Origin of the sequence: Agromyces sp. H66 (assembly GCF_004959775.1) — a bacterium.
In the GTDB taxonomy this organism is placed as follows: domain Bacteria; phylum Actinomycetota; class Actinomycetes; order Actinomycetales; family Microbacteriaceae; genus Agromyces.
The window spans coordinates 204,571-220,259 of sequence record NZ_SJZG01000007.1 but is presented as its reverse complement, the minus strand read 5'-3'; the positions used below and the strand labels follow the sequence as shown (position 1 = coordinate 220,259).

Sequence of the window (15,689 nt, the reverse complement as noted above, 5' to 3'; positions counted from 1 at the left end):
TGTTAGCGAGCACTCACCGACATGGCAAGCACCCTCGACGCGCACGGCTCACTCGCCGACGGGTCGCCGCGCACCGAGCGCGGCCGCCAGAAGGCCGATCGTCGTGCCGCGATCCTCGCCGCCGCCGCGACGCTCTTCGCGCAGCGCGGTTACGCGGGTGTCACGATCGAGGATCTCGGCACCGCGGTCGGCGTCAGCGGGCCGGCCGTCTACCGGCACTTCCCCGGCAAGGCCGCCGTGCTCGCCGCGATCCTGCAGGGCGCGAGCCGCACCCTGCTCGACGGCGCCGAACGCGTCCTCGCCTCGTCGCCCGACCCGGCCGAGGCGCTCCGCTCGCTCATCCGCTTCCACGTCGACTTCGCCCTCGGCGAGGCCGACGTCATCGTCGTGCAGGATCGCGAGCTCGAGCGCCTCGACCGCGACGCACGACACGAGGTGCGCTCGCTGCAGCGGCGCTACGTCGAGCACTGGGTCGACACCCTCTCCCGACTCCGGCCCGATCGGGCCGAGGCGGAGCTCAGGTTCCGGGCACACGCCGCCTTCGGGCTCCTGAACTCCACTCCGCACAGCGCCCGCATCCCTGGGCGCCGACCCGCCGACGGCACCATCCGCGGCATCCTGGAGGAGATGACATGGGCAAGCCTCATGTCGTGACCCTGCGCGTGACCCGCGACAGGGATCTCGATGCACTGTTCGCGTTCGGGCAGCACGAGGAGGCCGTGCGCATGGCCGCGTTCACGGCACCCGATCCGACCGACCGCGCGACGTTCGACGCGCGCTGGCGGCGACTGCTCGCCGACCCGGGCGTCGACGCCCGCACCGTGCGCGCCGACGGCGAGATCGTGGGCAGCGTCGCCCGCTGGTTCGACGACGACGTGGCCGAGATCACGTACTGGATCGACCCCGCGCACTGGGGCGAGGGCATCGCCACCCGGGCGATGCGGCTCTTCCTCGATGTCATGCCCGATCGCCCGGTGCGCGCCCGCGTGGCCGCCGACAATGCGGGCTCGATCGCGGTGCTCGAGAAGCTCGGATTCCGGCGGGCCGGCAGCGCGATGAGCTTCGCGAACGCGCGCGGGACCGAGATCGAGGAACTGGTCTACCGGCTCGCCTGAGCCGGCCGGTCAGGCCGGCTTCGCCCCGTGCTCGGCGGCGATCTCGCCGATGCGGCGCGCGAGCCCCACGTCGCGCGGCGTGACGCCGCCCGCATCGTGCGAGGTGAGCGCGAACTCCACCCGGCCCCAGCCGAGCCGCACGTCGGGGTGATGGTTCAGCTCGTCGGCGACGACCGCCACCGCGTCGAGCAGGCGCACCGCGCTCCGGAAATCGCTCGTCGTGAAGGCGGCGACGAGGTGATCCTGCGTGTGCCGGAACGCCGTGCCGTCGAGCTCGTCGGCCGTGTCCGCCGGCGAGAGGATGTTGCGTTCGTCCATACGCTCCATCCTCTCGCCGATCGCGGACTCACGCCATGGTCAGGGCGAGACCCGGTTCGCGGAGGATCGCGCCGATGTCGGCGAGGAAGCGCGACCCCTGCGCTCCGTCGACGAGGCGATGATCGAACGAGAGCGACAGCGTCATGACCTCGCGCAGCGCGATCTCTCCGCGGTGCTCCCACGGCTGGCGCCGCACGGCGCCCATCGCAAGGATCGCCGCCTCCCCGGGATTCAGGATCGGCGTACCCGCGTCGATGCCGAAGACGCCGATGTTGGTGATCGAGATCGTGCCGCCCGACAGGTCGGCCGGACTCGTCTTGCCGGCCCGCGCGGTGTCGGCGAGCGCGGCGATCGCGTCGGCGAGTTCGATGAGGGTCATCCGCTCGGCGCCCTTGACGTTCGGCACCACGAGCCCGCGATCGGTCGCCGCGGCGATGCCGAGGTTCACGCCGCCGAACTGCACGATCTCCTGCGCCCCGTCGTCCCAGCGCGAGTTGACCTCGGGCGTGCGCGCCGCGGCGATGCACACGGCCTTGGCGGCCACCGTGAGCGGCGTCACCTTGTGGCCGGCGAAGGCGCGGTCGTCGCGGATGCTGCGCAGGAGCTCCATCGTGGCGGTGACGTCGACCGTGAGGAACTCCGTCACGTGCGGCGCCGTGAAGGCGCTGGCCACCATCGCGGCCGCGGTGTGCTTGCGCACGCCCCGGATGGGAATGCGGGTCTCGGCGGGGCGCTCCCGGGTCTCCGCCGGGCGCTCACGGGTCTCGAGACGGGCTTCGGCCTCATCGACCCGCGGCTGCGTGGCCGATGCCGCCGCCTCCACGTCGGCGCGCGTGATGAGTCCGCCCCCGCCCGTGCCGGTCAGCTCGGCCAGGTCGATGCCGAGGTCGCGCGCGAGCTTGCGCACGGGCGGCGTCGACCGCGGACGCTCGGGACGCATCGGCGGCTCCAGCCGGGTCTCGACCGGGCCGACGTCCGCGACGTCCTGCTGCGCCGGCGCCTCGGGAACGAGGTCGGCCGCGAGCGCCATGCGGCGCGGGCGCCGCTTCGGGCCGCCCTCGTCGCGGGCCCCGTAGCCGACGAGGTTCGGTTCGCGCGCGGCATCCGCGGTGGCGACCGCCGCCTCCGAGGGGGCGACCGCTTCGGCGTGCTCGGCGACCCCGGCATCCTGGGCGGCCGCTCCCCCGTCGGTGTCGCAGGAGAAGAGCGGTTCGCCGACGTTGACGACCTCGCCCTCCTGCGCGTGCAACGCGGTGATGACGCCCTCGTACGGCGAGGGCAGCTCGACGACGGCCTTCGCCGTCTCGACGTCGGCGATGATCTGGTTGAGCTCGACGTGATCGCCGACGGCGACCCGCCAGGCGACGATCTCGGACTCGGTGAGGCCCTCACCGAGGTCGGGCAACGGGAATTCCTTGATCATCGGGCGCCCACCTCCACTCCGCTCAACGAGTTGGGCCGGCCGAGCACCCGGTCGACCCCGTCGAGGATCCGGTCGAGGTCGGGCAGGTGGTGCCGCTCGAGCTTGGCGGGCGGGTACGGGATGTCGTGTCCCGTGACCCGCACGGGCGCCGCTTCGAGGTAGTCGAAGCACCGCTCGGTGATGCCCGCGATGATCTCGCCGCCGAGGCCGCCCTGCTCGCCGGCCTCGTGCGCGACGACCAGCCGACCGGTGCGCCGGACGGATGCCGCGATCGATTCGTAGTCGATGGGCGCGAGCGATCGCAGGTCGATGACCTCGATCGAGACGCCGTCCTCCGCGGCCGCGACGGCGGCGTCGCGCGCGGTCTGCACGAGCGCGCCGTATGTCACGAGCGTGACGTCGTCGCCCTTGGCGATGAAGGTCGCGAGTCCCATGGGCTTCGCGTCGGCGAGGCTCGCCGTCAGGTCGACCTCGCCCTTGACGTGGTAGCGGCGCTTCGGCTCGAAGAAGAGCACGGGATCGTCGCTGGCGATGGCCTGCTGGATCATCACGTACGCGTCGGCGGGGTTCGAGCACGCCACGACGCGGAGTCCGGCGGTGTGCGCGAAGTACGCCTCGGGCGACTCTGAGTGATGCTCGGCCGCGCCGATGCCGCCGCCGAAGGGCACCCGGACGGTCAGCGGCATGCGCACGTTGCCACGCGACCGGTAGTGCAGCTTCGCGACCTGCGCCACGAGCTGGTCGAAGCCGGGGTAGATGAATCCGTCGAACTGGATCTCGACGACGGGGCGGAAGCCGCGGTACGCGAGGCCGACCGCGGTGCCGATGATGCCGGCCTCGGAGAGCGGCGTGTCGACGACGCGGTTCGGCCCGAACTCGGCCTTGAGCCCGTCGGTCACGCGGAACACGCCGCCGAGGGTGCCGATGTCCTCGCCCATGAGCACGACCCGGTCGTCGCTCGCGAGCGAGCGACGGAGTCCCTCGTTGATGGCCTTGCCGAGCGTCAGCGCGGTCATCGTGCTCCTCCCTCGGCACCGGATGCCGCGGCATCCGTCTCGTCGTACATGGCGAGGTAGCGCGCATAGTGGTCGCGCTGGCGCGCCAGGTGGGTGTTGGGCTCGGCGTACACGTGGTCGAACACGCTCATCGGCTCGGGGTCGGGAATGGTGGTGACGGCGGCACGCAGCTCGGCCGCCGCGGCACGGGCCTCCTCGGCGACCTCGCGCTCGAGCGCGTCGGCGTCGGCGCCCGTGGCCGCGAGCAGCGCGAGCACGCGCGCCAGCGGGTCGCGTGTGCGCCAGTCGGCGAGCTCGTCGTCGGTGCGGTAGCGCTTCGGGTCGTCGGCCGTGGTGTGCGGACCCATGCGGTAGGTCACGGCCTCGATGAGCGTGGGTCCCTCGCCGCGCCGCGCGCGGTCGAGGGCGATGCGCGTCGCGGCGAGCACGGCGAGCACGTCGTTGCCGTCGACGCGGATGCCCGGCATCCCGAAGCCGTCGGCACGCCGCGCGAGGTGCTGCTTCGACTGCAGGCCGACGGGCTCGGAGATCGCCCACTGGTTGTTCTGGATGAAGAAGACCACCGGCGCGTCGAAGCTGGCGGCGAACACGAACGCCTCGTTCACGTCGCCCTCGCTGGTGGCGCCGTCGCCGAAGTAGGCGATCGACGCGGCGTCCGATCCCTCCCACTTCTGGCCCATGGCGTAGCCGGTCGCGTGCAGGGCCTGCGCGCCGATGATGATCTGCGGCACCGCCATCGCGTGCTCGAACGGGTTCCAGCCGGATGCCGCGGAGCCGCGCCACACGGTGAGGAGCTCGGCCGGGCCGACGCCGCGGCACCACGCCACGGCGTGCTCGCGGTAGCTCGAGAACACGAAGTCGTCGTCGCGGAGCGCGCGTGCGGAGCCGATCTGCGCGGCCTCCTGCCCCGCGAGCGGCGGCCACAGCCCGAGCTCGCCCTGGCGCTGGAGCGCCGTGGCCTCGGCGTCGAGTCGACGCACGATCGCCATGTCGCGGAAGAGGCGTGCGAGCGCGTCGGTGTCGACGTCGGCGACCCACGGGTCGTACTCGGGATCGGCGCGTCGCTCGCCGGTGGGGCTGACGAGTTGCACGAAGTGGTCTGGTCGGGTGAGGAGCCCGGTGGCGTCTCGGTCGGATGGGGTCATCGTCGATCCTCGCGTTTCGGCGGGCGCGCCTCGTGAGCTGCCCGCGCCCGGCAACTCTGCCGGATAGTGCGAGCGTACGTCGATCGATCACCTAGCTCAAGCATCCGGTGGACGATTGAGCATGTTGCCCAGTTCCAGCGGTGGACGGGTGGTATCGTGTGGCGTTATGAGAGGCTACGACGCCGTCGACCGATCGCTCCTGACCGCGCTCGCCGCGGACCCGCGCGCGACCGTCGTGGCACTCGCCGACCGTCTCGCGCTGTCGCGGAACACGGTGCAGGCCCGGATGTCGCGGCTCGAGGCATCCGGCGCCTTCCTCTCGTTCGAACGCAGCATCGACCCGGTGCCGCTCGGCTTCCCGCTCGAGGCCTTCATCTCGGTGCACGTGCAGCAGAAGCGGCTCGCCGACGTGGTCGACGAGATCGCCGAGATCCCCGAGGTCATCCAGGCGCACGGCCTCTCGGGGTCGGTCGACCTCCTCGTGCGCGTCGTCTGCCGCGACGCGCACGACCTGTTCCGCATCGACCGCGACATCCTCGCGATCGACGGCGTCGAACGCACCGAGACCTCGCTCGCGATGGGCGAGCTCATCCCGTTCCGCCTGCAGCCCCTGCTCGACCGCAAGGGGTGAGCGCGGTGCGGGTCGCGGTGCTCCGATGCCGGCGGCTGCCGCGATTCGTCACGTGGGAGATCCCCGACGTCGACGCGCTGTTCGGCGACGACCGACTGCTCATCGCGGCGCTCGGAGCGCTCGGCGTGGAGGCCGAGTCGGTCGTCTGGGCCGACCCCGACGTCGACTGGAGCGGGTTCGACGTCGCCGTCCTGCGGAGCACCTGGGACTACATCGACGAGACGGCGGCGTTCCTCGACACCCTCGCCGCCATCGAGGCGTCGTCGTGCACCCTCGTCAACTCCGCCGCCGTGGCGGAGTGGAACGCCCGCAAGACGTACCTCTTCGATCTCGCCGAGCGGGGCGTGCCGATCGTCCCGGCGTTCGAGGCGACCGGCGCCACACGGGCGGCCGTCGCCGCGGCGGAGCGAGAGGTCGAGGCATCCGGGTGGCAGACCGTCGTCGTGAAGCCGGTGGTCGGCGCCGGCGCGTCGGACGTGCGCCGGCTGCCCGCGGCGGAGCTCGGCGCGACGCTCCGGGCGCTCGACGAGGCGGACGAAGCCCACCCCGGGCGCCCGTTCCTGGTGCAGCCGCTCGTGGAGTCGGTGATGAGCGAGGGCGAGTGGTCGTACATCCTCATCGACGGCGCCGTGAGCCATGTGCTGCGGAAACGGCCGGCGACGGGCGACTACCGGGCCCACGGCATCTACGGGGGCACCGTCGAGCCCGCGACGCCGACGCGCGACGATCTCGCGCAGATCGAGGACATGTGGCGTGCGCTCCCCTTCGACCTCGCGTACGCGCGCCTCGACGTGCTGCGAGTCGACGACCGCCTCGCGGTGCTGGAACTCGAGGCCATCGAACCGATGCTCTACCTCGACCTGGCGCCGGGGAGTGCGGACCGGCTGGCGCGAGCGGTCCTCGCCCGATCCGCGGGCTCATGACGAGAGTGCAAAGGGTTCGTTGCAAATAGACCGTTGCAAATGTTTCTTTGCAGCGCTATCTTTGCAACATGAAGGACACGACGCCCGAGGACCTCGAGTCCCAGCCGAGCAGCACGCGACACCCGCTCGTCGACCACGTGCTCACGAGCGCGAGCCTCAAGAGCCTCGCGCATCCGCTGCGCGTGCGCATCTACGATGAGCTCTCCGCCTACGGTCCGATGACCGCGAGTGGCCTCGCGGAACGCCTCGGCGAGTCAAGCGGGGCAACGAGCTACCACCTGCGTCAGCTCGAGCGAGCCGGCCTCGTGCGCGAGGACGAGACGCGCGGCAAGGGCCGCGAACGGTGGTGGGAGCGACGACCGGGCTCGATCTCCATCCCCGACGCCCGCAACCTGCCACCTGGCAGCGCGGAGCGCCTCGCCGTCAAGCTCGTCGAAGACGAGTGGAACCGTTCCCGCGAACAGAACTTCCGCGAGTACACGGCCGAGGGCGAGCAGGTGTTCGGGCCGGAGTGGCTCGACATCGCCACGTCCGACACCATCAACCTGCGCCTCACACCCGATCAGTTGCACGGCCTCGTCACCGACATCGACGTGGTGCTCAAGGACTACATCGACCGGTACAAGCGCACCCCGTCACCGGGCTCGCGCCCGGTGCAGATCCAGATCAACGCGTTCCCGCTCGTGCGCGGTGAGCTCACGACGGAGCCCCCCTCGAAGGAGGACCGATGAATTCCGCAACCCTCTCCCCCGCGTCCGGCCGGCTGTCGGGCTGGGCCGTGCGCGGCGGCCTCGTCCTGGCCCGCTGGGGCCGTCGCCGCGCGAAGCGACGCACCGACCGCGAGCGGCTCCTGCAGCGCATGGCGGCGCAGGCCGCCGCCGAGACCGCGCTCGCCGAGCGCGACGCCGCCCACCGGGCGACCACCTTCGGCCTGCTGTAGCGACGGCCCGCCGGTACTGCCGGAATCGACGGATGCCCCGCCCGAACGTGTCGGGCGGGGCATCCGTGTGATGAGGCGAGGCCCGCCTAGACCTCGACGCCCTCCGCGGGCTCCTCGGCGTGCGTTCCCGAGGCGTCGCGACCGTTGGTGTCGGCCGCTTCGGCCAGCACCGGAGCGAGCGAGAGCTTGCCGCGGTCGTCGATCTTCGTGATCTCGACGAGGATCTTCTGACCGACGCCCAGCACGTCCTCGACGTTCTCGACGCGCTTTCCGCCGGCGAGCTTGCGCACCTCGGAGATGTGCAGCAGGCCGTCCTTGCCGGGCAGCAGCGAGATGAACGCACCGAAGGCGGCGATCTTCACGACCGTGCCGAGGAACTGCTCGCCGACCTCGGGGTTGGTGGGGTTGGCGATCGCGTTCACCTGGGCACGGGCGGCCTCGGCCGACGGGCCGTCGGTCGCGCCGATGTAGACGGTGCCGTCCTCCTCGATGGAGATCTCGGCGCCGGTCTCGTCCTGGATGGCGTTGATCGTCTTGCCCTTGGGCCCGATGAGCTCGCCGATCTTGTCGACCGGGATCTGCACGCTGATCACGCGCGGCGCCGTCGGCGCCATCTCGTCGGGACCCTCGATCGCGGCATTCAGCACGGTGAGGATCGTCGTGCGCGCCTCCTTCGCCTGCGTCAGCGCACCCGCGAGCACCGAGGCGGGGATGCCGTCGAGCTTCGTGTCGAGCTGGATCGCGGTGACGAACTCGGAGGTGCCGGCGACCTTGAAGTCCATGTCGCCCAGCGCGTCCTCGGCACCGAGGATGTCGGTGAGCGCCGCGTAGCGCGTCTCGCCGTCCTTGGTGTCGGAGATGAGGCCCATCGCGATGCCGGCGACGGGTGCGCGCAGCGGCACGCCCGCGTTGAGCAGCGACAGCGTGGAGGCGCAGACCGAGCCCATCGAGGTCGAGCCGTTCGAGCCGAGCGCCTCGGACACCTGGCGGATCGCGTAGGGGAATTCCTCGCGCGTGGGCAGCACCGGCACGAGGGCGCGCTCGGCGAGCGCGCCGTGGCCGATCTCGCGACGCTTGGGCGAACCGACACGACCCGTCTCACCCGTCGAGTACGGCGGGAAGTTGTAGTTGTGCATGTAGCGCTTCTTGGTGACCGGGCTCAGCGAGTCGATCTGCTGCTCCAGCTTGAGCATGTTGAGCGTGGTGACGCCGAGGATCTGCGTCTCGCCGCGCTGGAAGATCGCCGAGCCGTGCACGCGGGGCACGACCTGCACCTCGGCGTCGAGCGGTCGGATGTCGCGGAGGCCGCGACCGTCGATGCGCACGCCCTCCTCGAGCACGCGCGAGCGCACCACGAGCTTGGTGACCGACTTGTACGCGGCGGAGACCTCGGCGATGGCGGACTCGGGGAGCTCGCCGTTCGCGACCTTCGCGGCCACCTCGTCCTTGACCCGCGCCTTGAGCGCGTCGTCGGCGTCCTGCCGCTCGGTCTTGCCGGCGATCTGGTAGATGCCCTTCAGCTCCTCGTACGCGGACGCGGCGACGACGTCGTACGTCGACTGCTGGTACGGCGGGAACGTCGGGTAGTCGGCCGTCTCCTTCGCCGCGGTCGCGGCGACCTGCTGCTGCGCCTCGACGAGCTGCTTGATGAACGGCTTCGATGCCTCGATGCCCTGCGCGATGACGGTCTCGTCGGGCTTGACCGCGCCGGCCTGGATGAGGTTCCACGCGTTGTCGGTGGCCTCGGCCTCGATCATCATGATCGCGACGTCCTGCGAGCCGTCGGCCTCGGTGACCACGCGGCCGGCGACGACCATGCTGAACACGGCCTCCTCCAGCTGCGAGTGCTTGGGGAACGCGACCCACTGGCCGTCGATGAGCGCGACGCGCACGCCGGCGACGGGGCCGGAGAACGGCAGGCCCGAGAGCTGGGTCGACAGGGATGCCGCATTGATCGCGAGCACGTCGTAGAGCTCGTCGGGCTCGATGGCGAGCACCGTCACGACGACCTGCACCTCGTTGCGGAGGCCCTCGACGAACGAGGGGCGCAGGGGGCGGTCGATCAGGCGGCAGGTGAGGATCGCGTCGGTCGAGGGGCGGCCCTCGCGACGGAAGAACGAGCCGGGGATGCGGCCCGCCGCGTACATGCGCTCCTCGACGTCGATCGTGAGCGGGAAGAAGTCGAAGTGCTCCTTCGGCTGCTTCGAGACCGAGGTCGCCGAGAGCAGCATAGTCTCCTCGTCGAGGTAGGCCACGGCGGAGCCCTGTGCCTGCTGGGCGAGGCGCCCGGTCTCGAACCGGACGGTGCGGGTGCCGAACCTGCCGTTGTCGATGACGGCTTCGGCGAATGTGATTTCAGGACCTTCCAAGAGGTCGTCTCCTTTGTTTACCGTCGCACCCCGTATGGGCACGACTCAACGTCGGGAGCAGGAACAGGCATTACGAAACGCATCAGGCGATGCGCTCACGCTGGCCACCAGTAGAAGTTCACCAAGCCGTGCTTGGTAATCCACCACAGGGGACCAGCTTCCTGCCGGCCTGCTCCATGGGTGTTCGATGTTCGGTTGTGGCCTGCATCCGAGTGGATGTCGCACCGCCTCGCGGCACATCAGACGACGGTGTCCATCGGACAACCGCCTCAACTCTATCAGGTGGGGTCGGCAGCGGTGGCCGCGACATCCGTGCCAGACTCGAAGGCATGACGTCCGACGAGCAGAGCACCACCGGCCCCTCCGAGGAGACGAAGCGCAAGTTCCGCGAAGCGCTCGACCGCAAGAACAAGGCGGCCAGGCAACGCGAGGGCGAGTCCCACCTCGATGGCGGCGGAGGCGCCCAGCACAGCCAGGGGCCCGCCGACCACAAACGAGAGTTCCGCCGCAAGAGCGGCTGAGGTCGTGGGCTAGCCCACCCGCACGCCCCGCAGGCGGGGATCGTCGAGCACCCGCGTGAGCTCGGCGTGCTTCGGATCCAGGCCGTCGCCCGCGGCCCGGCCCCGCACCCGACGGACCACCCACGGCGCGGCGTGCCGCACGAGCCAGGCGCCGTCGCCGAGATGACGGTCGTCGCCGCCGCCGTCGTCGTGCATCGCCTGCTCGAGGAGGCCGAGTTCGCTCGCGTGGCGCACGCCGAGCACTTCGGCGGCCCGGTAGGCGAGCACGCGATGGCCGGCCGAGTTCAGGTGCACGCGGTCCTCGGCCCAGACTGCGGGGTCGACGAGTTCGTCGAGCGTGCGGACGTCGAGGAACATGGCGCCCCGCTCCTGCGCGATCACGCGGAGTCGATCGGCGAAGGCCGCGAACCGCGCCTCGAACCACCGTGACGCCGGTCGGCGCGGTAGGAACGGGGTGATCAGCAGCACGTCGGCACCGGCATCCCGAACCCGGGCGACGGCGGTGTCGAGCGCGGCCCCGAGGCGACCGGGGTCGGCGCGCATCCCGACCAGGTCGTTCGCCCCGATGAGCACGCTGACCAGGTCCGCGCCGAGCCGGGTCGCCGCCGGCAGCTGCACGTCGACGGCGTCGTCGACCTTGCGACTGCGCACGGCCACGTTCGCGTAGGCGACCGGGTCGGTCGCGGGAGCCGTCAGGGCGAGGAGCATCGCGAGCCGATCGGCCCAGCCGCGATAGCGCCCGGTCGGCATCCTGGAGGCGTCGCACAGGCCCTCGGTCAGCGAGTCGCCGACGGCGACGTAGCGCCGCCACGGCGGCGTGCGGGGCACCGCGGATTCGGGGATCGCGGGTGCGGCCGCCTGCGCCGGCCCCGGCCGGTCCGCGAGGTCGAGCGTTCGGCGACCGACCGCGGCCCGGGTCGCGACGGCGTCCTCGTAGTGGGCGATGAGCTCGTCGCCGAGCACGTCCCAGCCGCGGCCGAGCACGGCCTGTCGGGCTCGGGCGCCGAACGCCCGGCGCTTGGCGTCGTCGCCGACGAGGTCGCGCACGCGCTCCCGGAGCTCGACGAGGTCGCCGGGCCGGTACAACCAGCCGTCGACGCTCGAGTGCACGAGGTCGAGCGGGCCCCCGCGTCCGGTGGCGACCACCGGGACGCCGCTCGCGAGCGCCTCCTGGACGGTCTGGCAGAACGTCTCGCTCTCCCCCGGGTGCACGAACACGTCGAGGCTCGCCATCGCCTCGGCGAGCGCGTCGCCGCCGAGGAAGCCCGTGAAGCGCGCCTCGGGCAGCAGCCGCTCGAGCGCCGGCCGCGATGGTCCGTCGCCGATGACGACGAGCCGCGCGCCTGGCAGGTCGGCGATCGCCCGCAAATCCTCGACCTGCTTCTCGGGTGCGAGCCGGCCGACGTAGCCGACGAGCACCGCGCCGTCGCCCGAGATGCCGCGCCGCCAGCGCTCGCTGCGCCGATCCGGGGCGAAGCGCTCGGTGTCGACGCCACGTCGCCAGAGTCGCAACCGCTCGGCGTGCACGCCGAGCTCCCCGAGCCGGTCGAGGGCGGAGGTCGACGGCGCGAGCGTGAGCGTCGCGCGGCGGTGGAGCCGCCCCAGGTGCCGCGTGAGCGCGGGCGCGGCACCCGGCACGCCGTAGCGTTCCGCGTACGAGGGGATGTCGGTCTGGTACACGGCGACCGACGGGATCCCGAGCGGCTCCGCGGCCACGAGCCCGCGCCAGCCGAGCACGAACGGCGAGGCGAGGTGCAGCACGTCGGCGCCGTGTCCGCGCATGATCGCGGCGAGCCGGTGCGCGCCCGACATCACGACGCGGACGTCGGGGTAGCTCGGCAGCGGCACCGAGGGCAGGAGCACGGTGCGCGCACCGTGCAGGGGCTCGTCGATGGGTCCCGAGCGCGGTGCGACGACGAGCGCCTCGTGCCCGCGGCGGTCCAGGTGGCGCAGCACCTGCAGCAGCGAGTGCGTCACGCCGTTCATGTGCGGGAGGAACGATTCTGCGAGGAGGGCGACCTTCACGACTCCAGCGTGGGCGAACCCGAGGCTCGCGGGAGCCGGATCGGGGCCCGCGCGCCGAGGATTCATCGAACCTTCGGATGCCGTTCCCCGGCTCGTCCCCGGAGGCCGGCTCGCGGCATCCGAACGTCAACCCCTCGCGTTCTGCCGGCGTTGGGCGGATGATGGGGCCTGTAGGGAACACCGTCATGTTCGAGGGGGAACGAAATGTCATCCGTCGCACGGGTCACCACGATCACCGCCTATTCCGAGACGAGCTTCGAAGACGCCGTCTCGGTCGGCATCGCGCGCGCCTCGGCCACGCTCCGCGGCGTCAAGGGCGCCTGGGTGAAGGAGCAGAAGGTCAAGGTCGAGGGCGACCGCGTCGTCGAGTGGTCGGTCACGCTCGAGGTCACGTTCGTCCTGGACGACTGATCTCCGACTGAGCTCCGGCTGAGCCCTGAGCGGGTCGAGCCCCGCCGACGCGGCGGGGCTCGACGTCCGACGGACGCCGAGCCCGCGACGGACGCCGAGCCCCTGAGTCGGGCCGAGCCGCCCGCGCCGGGGGCTACTCCCCCGCCAGTCCGCCGATGAGGTGGCCGGTGGGTCGATCGAGCGCGAACGGGTCGTTCACGAGCTCGGACCGGTCGGTGCGCTCGACGAGGTCGGCGAACTCCTTCGCGCCGCGGAAGATGCGGTCGGGCAGCGACCGCACGCCGTCGCCGCCGTCGCCCCAGTCGCTCGTCGCGGCGTAGACGCCGGTGGTGACCGGGATGGCGTGCAGGTAGGTGAACAGCGGCCGGATCGCGTAGTCGATCGCGAGCGAATGGCGGGGCGTGCCGCCCGTCGCCCCGATGAGCACGGGCAGGTCGGTGAGCGCCTGCGGGTCGATCACGTCGACGAACGACTTGAAGAGTCCGGCGTAACTCGTGGTGAAGATCGGCGTGACGGCGATGAGCCCGTCGGCCTTCGACACGGCGTCGAGCGCCTCCTCGAGCTTCGGCGGGGCGAAGCCCATGAGCAGGTGGTTCGTGATGTCGTGCGCGAGATCGCGCAGTTCGAAGGTTCGCACCTCCACGTCGACACCGCGTTCGGTGAGGATCCCCGCGGCGTCGGCGGCGAGCCGGTCGGCCAGCTGGCGGGTCGAGCTCGGCGTCGAGAGGCCCGACGAGATCACGACGATTCGCCTGGTCATCGCACGACCGCCTTCCGGGTGGCGGCGGGGCCGAAGGCCGCGCCGGACGTGGTGGCCGTCGCCGCCCCGGCGTCCTGGTAGGGCGAGCCGACCGTGAGGTTGTCGCCGCGGTTCGCGTTCGGCGTGGCCTGGCGCGGCGCCGCATCCCCGTACTTCGCCGTCACGAGGCTCGCGTGCGTGGGCGCGTCGGGCACGTCGGCCGGCCGGTTCTTCGCGAACTCCTTCCGGAGCACCGGCACGACCTCCTCGCCGAGCAGGTCGAGCTGCTCGAGCACCGTCTTCAGCGGCAGGCCCGCGTGGTCCATGAGCCAGAGCTGGCGCTGGTAGTCGCCGACGTAGTCGCGGAAGCCGAGCGTCTTGTCGATGACCTCCTGCGGACTGCCGACCGTGAGCGGGGTCTGCTGGGTGAACTCCTCCAGGCTCGGACCGTGCCCGTACACCGGGGCGTTGTCGAAGTACGGACGGAAGTCGCGTACCGCGTCCTGCGAGTTCCTCCGCATGAACACCTGCCCACCGAGGCCGACGATCGCCTGCGCGGCGGTGCCGTGGCCGTGGTGCTCGTAGCGCTGGCGGTACAGCGCGATCATGCGCTGGGTGTGCGAGGCCGGCCAGAAGATGTGGTTCGCGAAGAAGCCGTCGCCGTAGGACGCGGCCTGCTCGGCGATCTCGGGGGTGCGGATCGACCCGTGCCACACGAACGGGGGCACGCCGTCGAGCGGCCGGGGCGTGGCGGTGAAGCCCTGCAGCGGCGTGCGGAACCGGCCCTCCCAGTCGACGACGTCCTCCCGCCACAGGCGGTGGAGCAGCTCGTAGCTCTCGATGCCGATCGGCAGGCCCTGGCGGATGTCCTTGCCGAACCAGGGGTACACGGGGCCGGTGTTGCCGCGACCGAGCATCAGGTCGACGCGACCGCCCGAGACGTGCTGGAGCATCGCGTAGTCCTCGGCGAGCTTCACCGGGTCGTTGGTGGTGATGAGGGTCGTCGCCGTCGAGAGCTGCAGGGTCGAGGTCTGCCCGGCGATGTAGGCGAGCGTCGTCGTCGGCGAGGACGACCAGAACGGCGGGTTGTGGTGCTCGCCGAGCGCGAAGACGTCGAGCCCGACCTCCTCGGCGTGCGTGGCGATCGTCAGCGTCGCCCGGATCCGCTCGGCCTCGCTCGGCGTATGGCCGGTCGTCGGGTCCTGCGTGATGTCGCTGACGGTGAAGATTCCGAACTGCATCTCGCCCTCCTGGGCTGGTCTTCGTGTTCCATGCGTTTGCATGCAAATGTATCGAACGGATGCCCCGTCGAATCTATTCCCGCCGTCATCGTGCCAGCTGCAGCACCGCCTGGGCGGCGTCCGCGAGCGCCACGCCGTAGCCCCGGCCGTGCCCCGCCGCGTGCACCGCGAGCGGATGCAGCTGATGCACCGGCACGCGCTCCCGCCAGCCCGGGCGCAGCGGTGCCTCGCCGTCGTAGGCCGCGAGCACCTCCTCGACGAATGGGCACCCGAACAGCGCCAGCATCGCCAGGTCGGTCTCGCGGTGGCCGCCGTGCGCGGCGGGATCGATGAGCACCACGCCGTCGGCCGACCAGAGCACGTTGCCGTTCCAGAGGTCGCCGTGGATGCGGGCCGGCGGCTCGTCGTCGTCGAAGGCGCCGGATGCCACGACGGCCGCCGCCCGACGGACGAGGTCGGCCTCCGCGGGCGTGAGGTTCCCGGCATCCTCGGCGATCGGCAGGAACGGAAGCACCCGGTCGCGCGCGAAGAAGGCGCCCCACGTCGACTCGGCGGCGACCGGCATCTCCCGGCGACCGATGAAGAGCGGCCCGTGCCACCCGTCGGGCGGGGCGCCGAAGGCGGCCGCGCCGGCGGCGTGCGTCCGGGCGAGGGCCGCGCCGAAGGCAGCGGCTGCCGCGGCATCGGGTCGCACCTCCTCGATCCGTTCGAGCTCGATCCAGCCCGGACCCGCGGACACGACCGCCGCCACCCGGGCGCCGCGCGCCTCGGCGAGCCACGCCAGCCCGGCCGCCTCGGCCTCGAAGAACCCCTCGGGCGCGTCCGAGCGCCGCTTGACCATGGTTCGCACCGCCCCAGTCTCCCGCACGAGT

The 15,689-nt window shown here is 71.8% G+C and carries 17 protein-coding genes; 8 read left to right on the top strand and 9 right to left on the bottom strand.

Annotated elements, in window-relative coordinates; all coding sequences use genetic code 11:
• Positions 1–21: 21 nt before the first annotated feature.
• Together EZM51_RS13735 and EZM51_RS13730 are read left to right on the top strand one after the other, a co-directional pair.
• The gene (locus tag EZM51_RS13735) at positions 22–654 is read left to right on the top strand and encodes a TetR/AcrR family transcriptional regulator (protein WP_136708823.1); all 633 of its coding nucleotides are present in this window, start codon (positions 22–24) and stop codon (positions 652–654) included.
• Entirely contained in the window at positions 633–1,115 is a 483-nt protein-coding gene (locus EZM51_RS13730; RefSeq protein WP_136708822.1) for a GNAT family N-acetyltransferase, read from the top strand. Before EZM51_RS13735 ends, EZM51_RS13730 begins: the two co-directional genes overlap by 22 nt.
• Before the next feature lie 9 nt (positions 1,116–1,124).
• On the opposite strand, the gene EZM51_RS13725 is transcribed toward EZM51_RS13730, so the two are convergent.
• From EZM51_RS13725 to pdhA, 4 genes are read right to left on the bottom strand one after another with little or no spacing between them, the layout of a single operon-like run.
• Entirely contained in the window at positions 1,125–1,433 is a 309-nt protein-coding gene (locus EZM51_RS13725; protein WP_169053910.1) for a 4a-hydroxytetrahydrobiopterin dehydratase, read from the bottom strand.
• 28 nt (positions 1,434–1,461) lie between these two features.
• On the bottom strand, positions 1,462–2,856 hold the full coding sequence (locus EZM51_RS13720) for a dihydrolipoamide acetyltransferase family protein (RefSeq protein ID WP_136708820.1): 1,395 nt from the start codon (positions 2,854–2,856) through the stop codon (positions 1,462–1,464).
• The gene (locus tag EZM51_RS13715; protein WP_136708819.1) at positions 2,853–3,872 is read right to left on the bottom strand and encodes an alpha-ketoacid dehydrogenase subunit beta; all 1,020 of its coding nucleotides are present in this window, start codon (positions 3,870–3,872) and stop codon (positions 2,853–2,855) included. Before EZM51_RS13715 ends, EZM51_RS13720 begins: the two co-directional genes overlap by 4 nt.
• On the bottom strand, positions 3,869–5,017 hold the full coding sequence (pdhA, locus tag EZM51_RS13710) for a pyruvate dehydrogenase (acetyl-transferring) E1 component subunit alpha (RefSeq protein WP_136708818.1): 1,149 nt from the start codon (positions 5,015–5,017) through the stop codon (positions 3,869–3,871). The genes EZM51_RS13715 and pdhA overlap by 4 nt, the downstream gene beginning before the upstream one ends.
• Before the next feature lie 166 nt (positions 5,018–5,183).
• On the opposite strand from pdhA, the gene EZM51_RS13705 reads away from it, so the two are divergent.
• The 4 genes from EZM51_RS13705 to EZM51_RS13690 all read left to right on the top strand — a co-directional run bounded on the left by EZM51_RS13705 (position 5,184) and on the right by EZM51_RS13690 (position 7,511).
• The gene (locus EZM51_RS13705) at positions 5,184–5,648 is read left to right on the top strand and encodes an Lrp/AsnC family transcriptional regulator (RefSeq protein WP_136708817.1); all 465 of its coding nucleotides are present in this window, start codon (positions 5,184–5,186) and stop codon (positions 5,646–5,648) included.
• Positions 5,645–6,571 carry a hypothetical protein gene (locus EZM51_RS13700; protein ID WP_136708816.1) on the top strand — a complete coding sequence of 309 codons (927 nt, stop codon included), beginning with the start codon at positions 5,645–5,647 and terminating at the stop codon, positions 6,569–6,571. The genes EZM51_RS13705 and EZM51_RS13700 overlap by 4 nt, the downstream gene beginning before the upstream one ends.
• Before the next feature lie 68 nt (positions 6,572–6,639).
• A complete protein-coding gene (locus tag EZM51_RS13695) occupies positions 6,640–7,302 on the top strand; it encodes a helix-turn-helix domain-containing protein (RefSeq protein WP_136708815.1) in 663 nt (220 codons plus the stop codon).
• The gene (locus tag EZM51_RS13690) at positions 7,299–7,511 is read left to right on the top strand and encodes a hypothetical protein (RefSeq protein ID WP_136708814.1); all 213 of its coding nucleotides are present in this window, start codon (positions 7,299–7,301) and stop codon (positions 7,509–7,511) included. Before EZM51_RS13695 ends, EZM51_RS13690 begins: the two co-directional genes overlap by 4 nt.
• Positions 7,512–7,597: 86 nt before the next feature.
• Here the strand turns inward: EZM51_RS13690 and EZM51_RS13685 are convergent, their stop codons facing one another.
• Entirely contained in the window at positions 7,598–9,880 is a 2,283-nt protein-coding gene (locus tag EZM51_RS13685) for a polyribonucleotide nucleotidyltransferase (protein ID WP_136708813.1), read from the bottom strand.
• Between the two features lie 329 nt (positions 9,881–10,209).
• On the opposite strand from EZM51_RS13685, the gene EZM51_RS13680 reads away from it, so the two are divergent.
• The gene (locus tag EZM51_RS13680; protein WP_136708812.1) at positions 10,210–10,401 is read left to right on the top strand and encodes a DUF5302 domain-containing protein; all 192 of its coding nucleotides are present in this window, start codon (positions 10,210–10,212) and stop codon (positions 10,399–10,401) included.
• A 9-nt stretch (positions 10,402–10,410) separates the two neighbouring features.
• Here the strand turns inward: EZM51_RS13680 and EZM51_RS13675 are convergent, their stop codons facing one another.
• A complete protein-coding gene (locus tag EZM51_RS13675) occupies positions 10,411–12,426 on the bottom strand; it encodes a glycosyltransferase (protein WP_136708811.1) in 2,016 nt (671 codons plus the stop codon).
• A gap of 204 nt (positions 12,427–12,630) precedes the next feature.
• Here EZM51_RS13675 and EZM51_RS13670 point away from each other — a divergent pair, with 204 nt between their 5' ends.
• Positions 12,631–12,837, top strand: coding sequence for a dodecin family protein (locus tag EZM51_RS13670; RefSeq protein WP_136708810.1), 207 nt, complete (start codon positions 12,631–12,633; stop codon positions 12,835–12,837).
• A gap of 133 nt (positions 12,838–12,970) precedes the next feature.
• On the opposite strand, the gene EZM51_RS13665 is transcribed toward EZM51_RS13670, so the two are convergent.
• From EZM51_RS13665 to EZM51_RS13655, 3 genes are all read right to left on the bottom strand, one after another.
• Positions 12,971–13,597, bottom strand: coding sequence for an FMN reductase (locus tag EZM51_RS13665; RefSeq protein ID WP_136708809.1), 627 nt, complete (start codon positions 13,595–13,597; stop codon positions 12,971–12,973).
• Complete coding sequence (locus EZM51_RS13660; RefSeq protein WP_136708808.1) at positions 13,594–14,817, bottom strand: LLM class flavin-dependent oxidoreductase; 1,224 nt, start codon at positions 14,815–14,817, stop codon at positions 13,594–13,596. Before EZM51_RS13660 ends, EZM51_RS13665 begins: the two co-directional genes overlap by 4 nt.
• Positions 14,818–14,902: 85 nt before the next feature.
• Complete coding sequence (locus EZM51_RS13655) at positions 14,903–15,685, bottom strand: fructosamine kinase family protein (protein WP_282568144.1); 783 nt, start codon at positions 15,683–15,685, stop codon at positions 14,903–14,905.
• Positions 15,686–15,689 lie beyond the last annotated feature (4 nt).

Excerpts from the sequence above, each read along its gene's own strand:
- EZM51_RS13670 (WP_136708810.1), top strand. The coding sequence starts at position 12,631 with ATGTCATCCGTCGCACGGGTCACCACGATCACCGCCTATTCCGAGACG.
- EZM51_RS13715 (WP_136708819.1), bottom strand. The coding sequence starts at position 3,872 with ATGACCGCGCTGACGCTCGGCAAGGCCATCAACGAGGGACTCCGTCGC.
- EZM51_RS13690 (WP_136708814.1), top strand. The coding sequence starts at position 7,299 with ATGAATTCCGCAACCCTCTCCCCCGCGTCCGGCCGGCTGTCGGGCTGG.
- EZM51_RS13730 (WP_136708822.1), top strand. The coding sequence starts at position 633 with ATGGGCAAGCCTCATGTCGTGACCCTGCGCGTGACCCGCGACAGGGAT.
- pdhA (WP_136708818.1), bottom strand. The coding sequence starts at position 5,017 with ATGACCCCATCCGACCGAGACGCCACCGGGCTCCTCACCCGACCAGAC.
- EZM51_RS13695 (WP_136708815.1), top strand. The coding sequence starts at position 6,640 with ATGAAGGACACGACGCCCGAGGACCTCGAGTCCCAGCCGAGCAGCACG.
- EZM51_RS13665 (WP_136708809.1), bottom strand. The coding sequence starts at position 13,597 with ATGACCAGGCGAATCGTCGTGATCTCGTCGGGCCTCTCGACGCCGAGC.
- EZM51_RS13735 (WP_136708823.1), top strand. The coding sequence starts at position 22 with ATGGCAAGCACCCTCGACGCGCACGGCTCACTCGCCGACGGGTCGCCG.
- EZM51_RS13660 (WP_136708808.1), bottom strand. The coding sequence starts at position 14,817 with ATGCAGTTCGGAATCTTCACCGTCAGCGACATCACGCAGGACCCGACG.
- EZM51_RS13680 (WP_136708812.1), top strand. The coding sequence starts at position 10,210 with ATGACGTCCGACGAGCAGAGCACCACCGGCCCCTCCGAGGAGACGAAG.
- EZM51_RS13720 (WP_136708820.1), bottom strand. The coding sequence starts at position 2,856 with ATGATCAAGGAATTCCCGTTGCCCGACCTCGGTGAGGGCCTCACCGAG.
- EZM51_RS13705 (WP_136708817.1), top strand. The coding sequence starts at position 5,184 with ATGAGAGGCTACGACGCCGTCGACCGATCGCTCCTGACCGCGCTCGCC.
- EZM51_RS13725 (WP_169053910.1), bottom strand. The coding sequence starts at position 1,433 with ATGGACGAACGCAACATCCTCTCGCCGGCGGACACGGCCGACGAGCTC.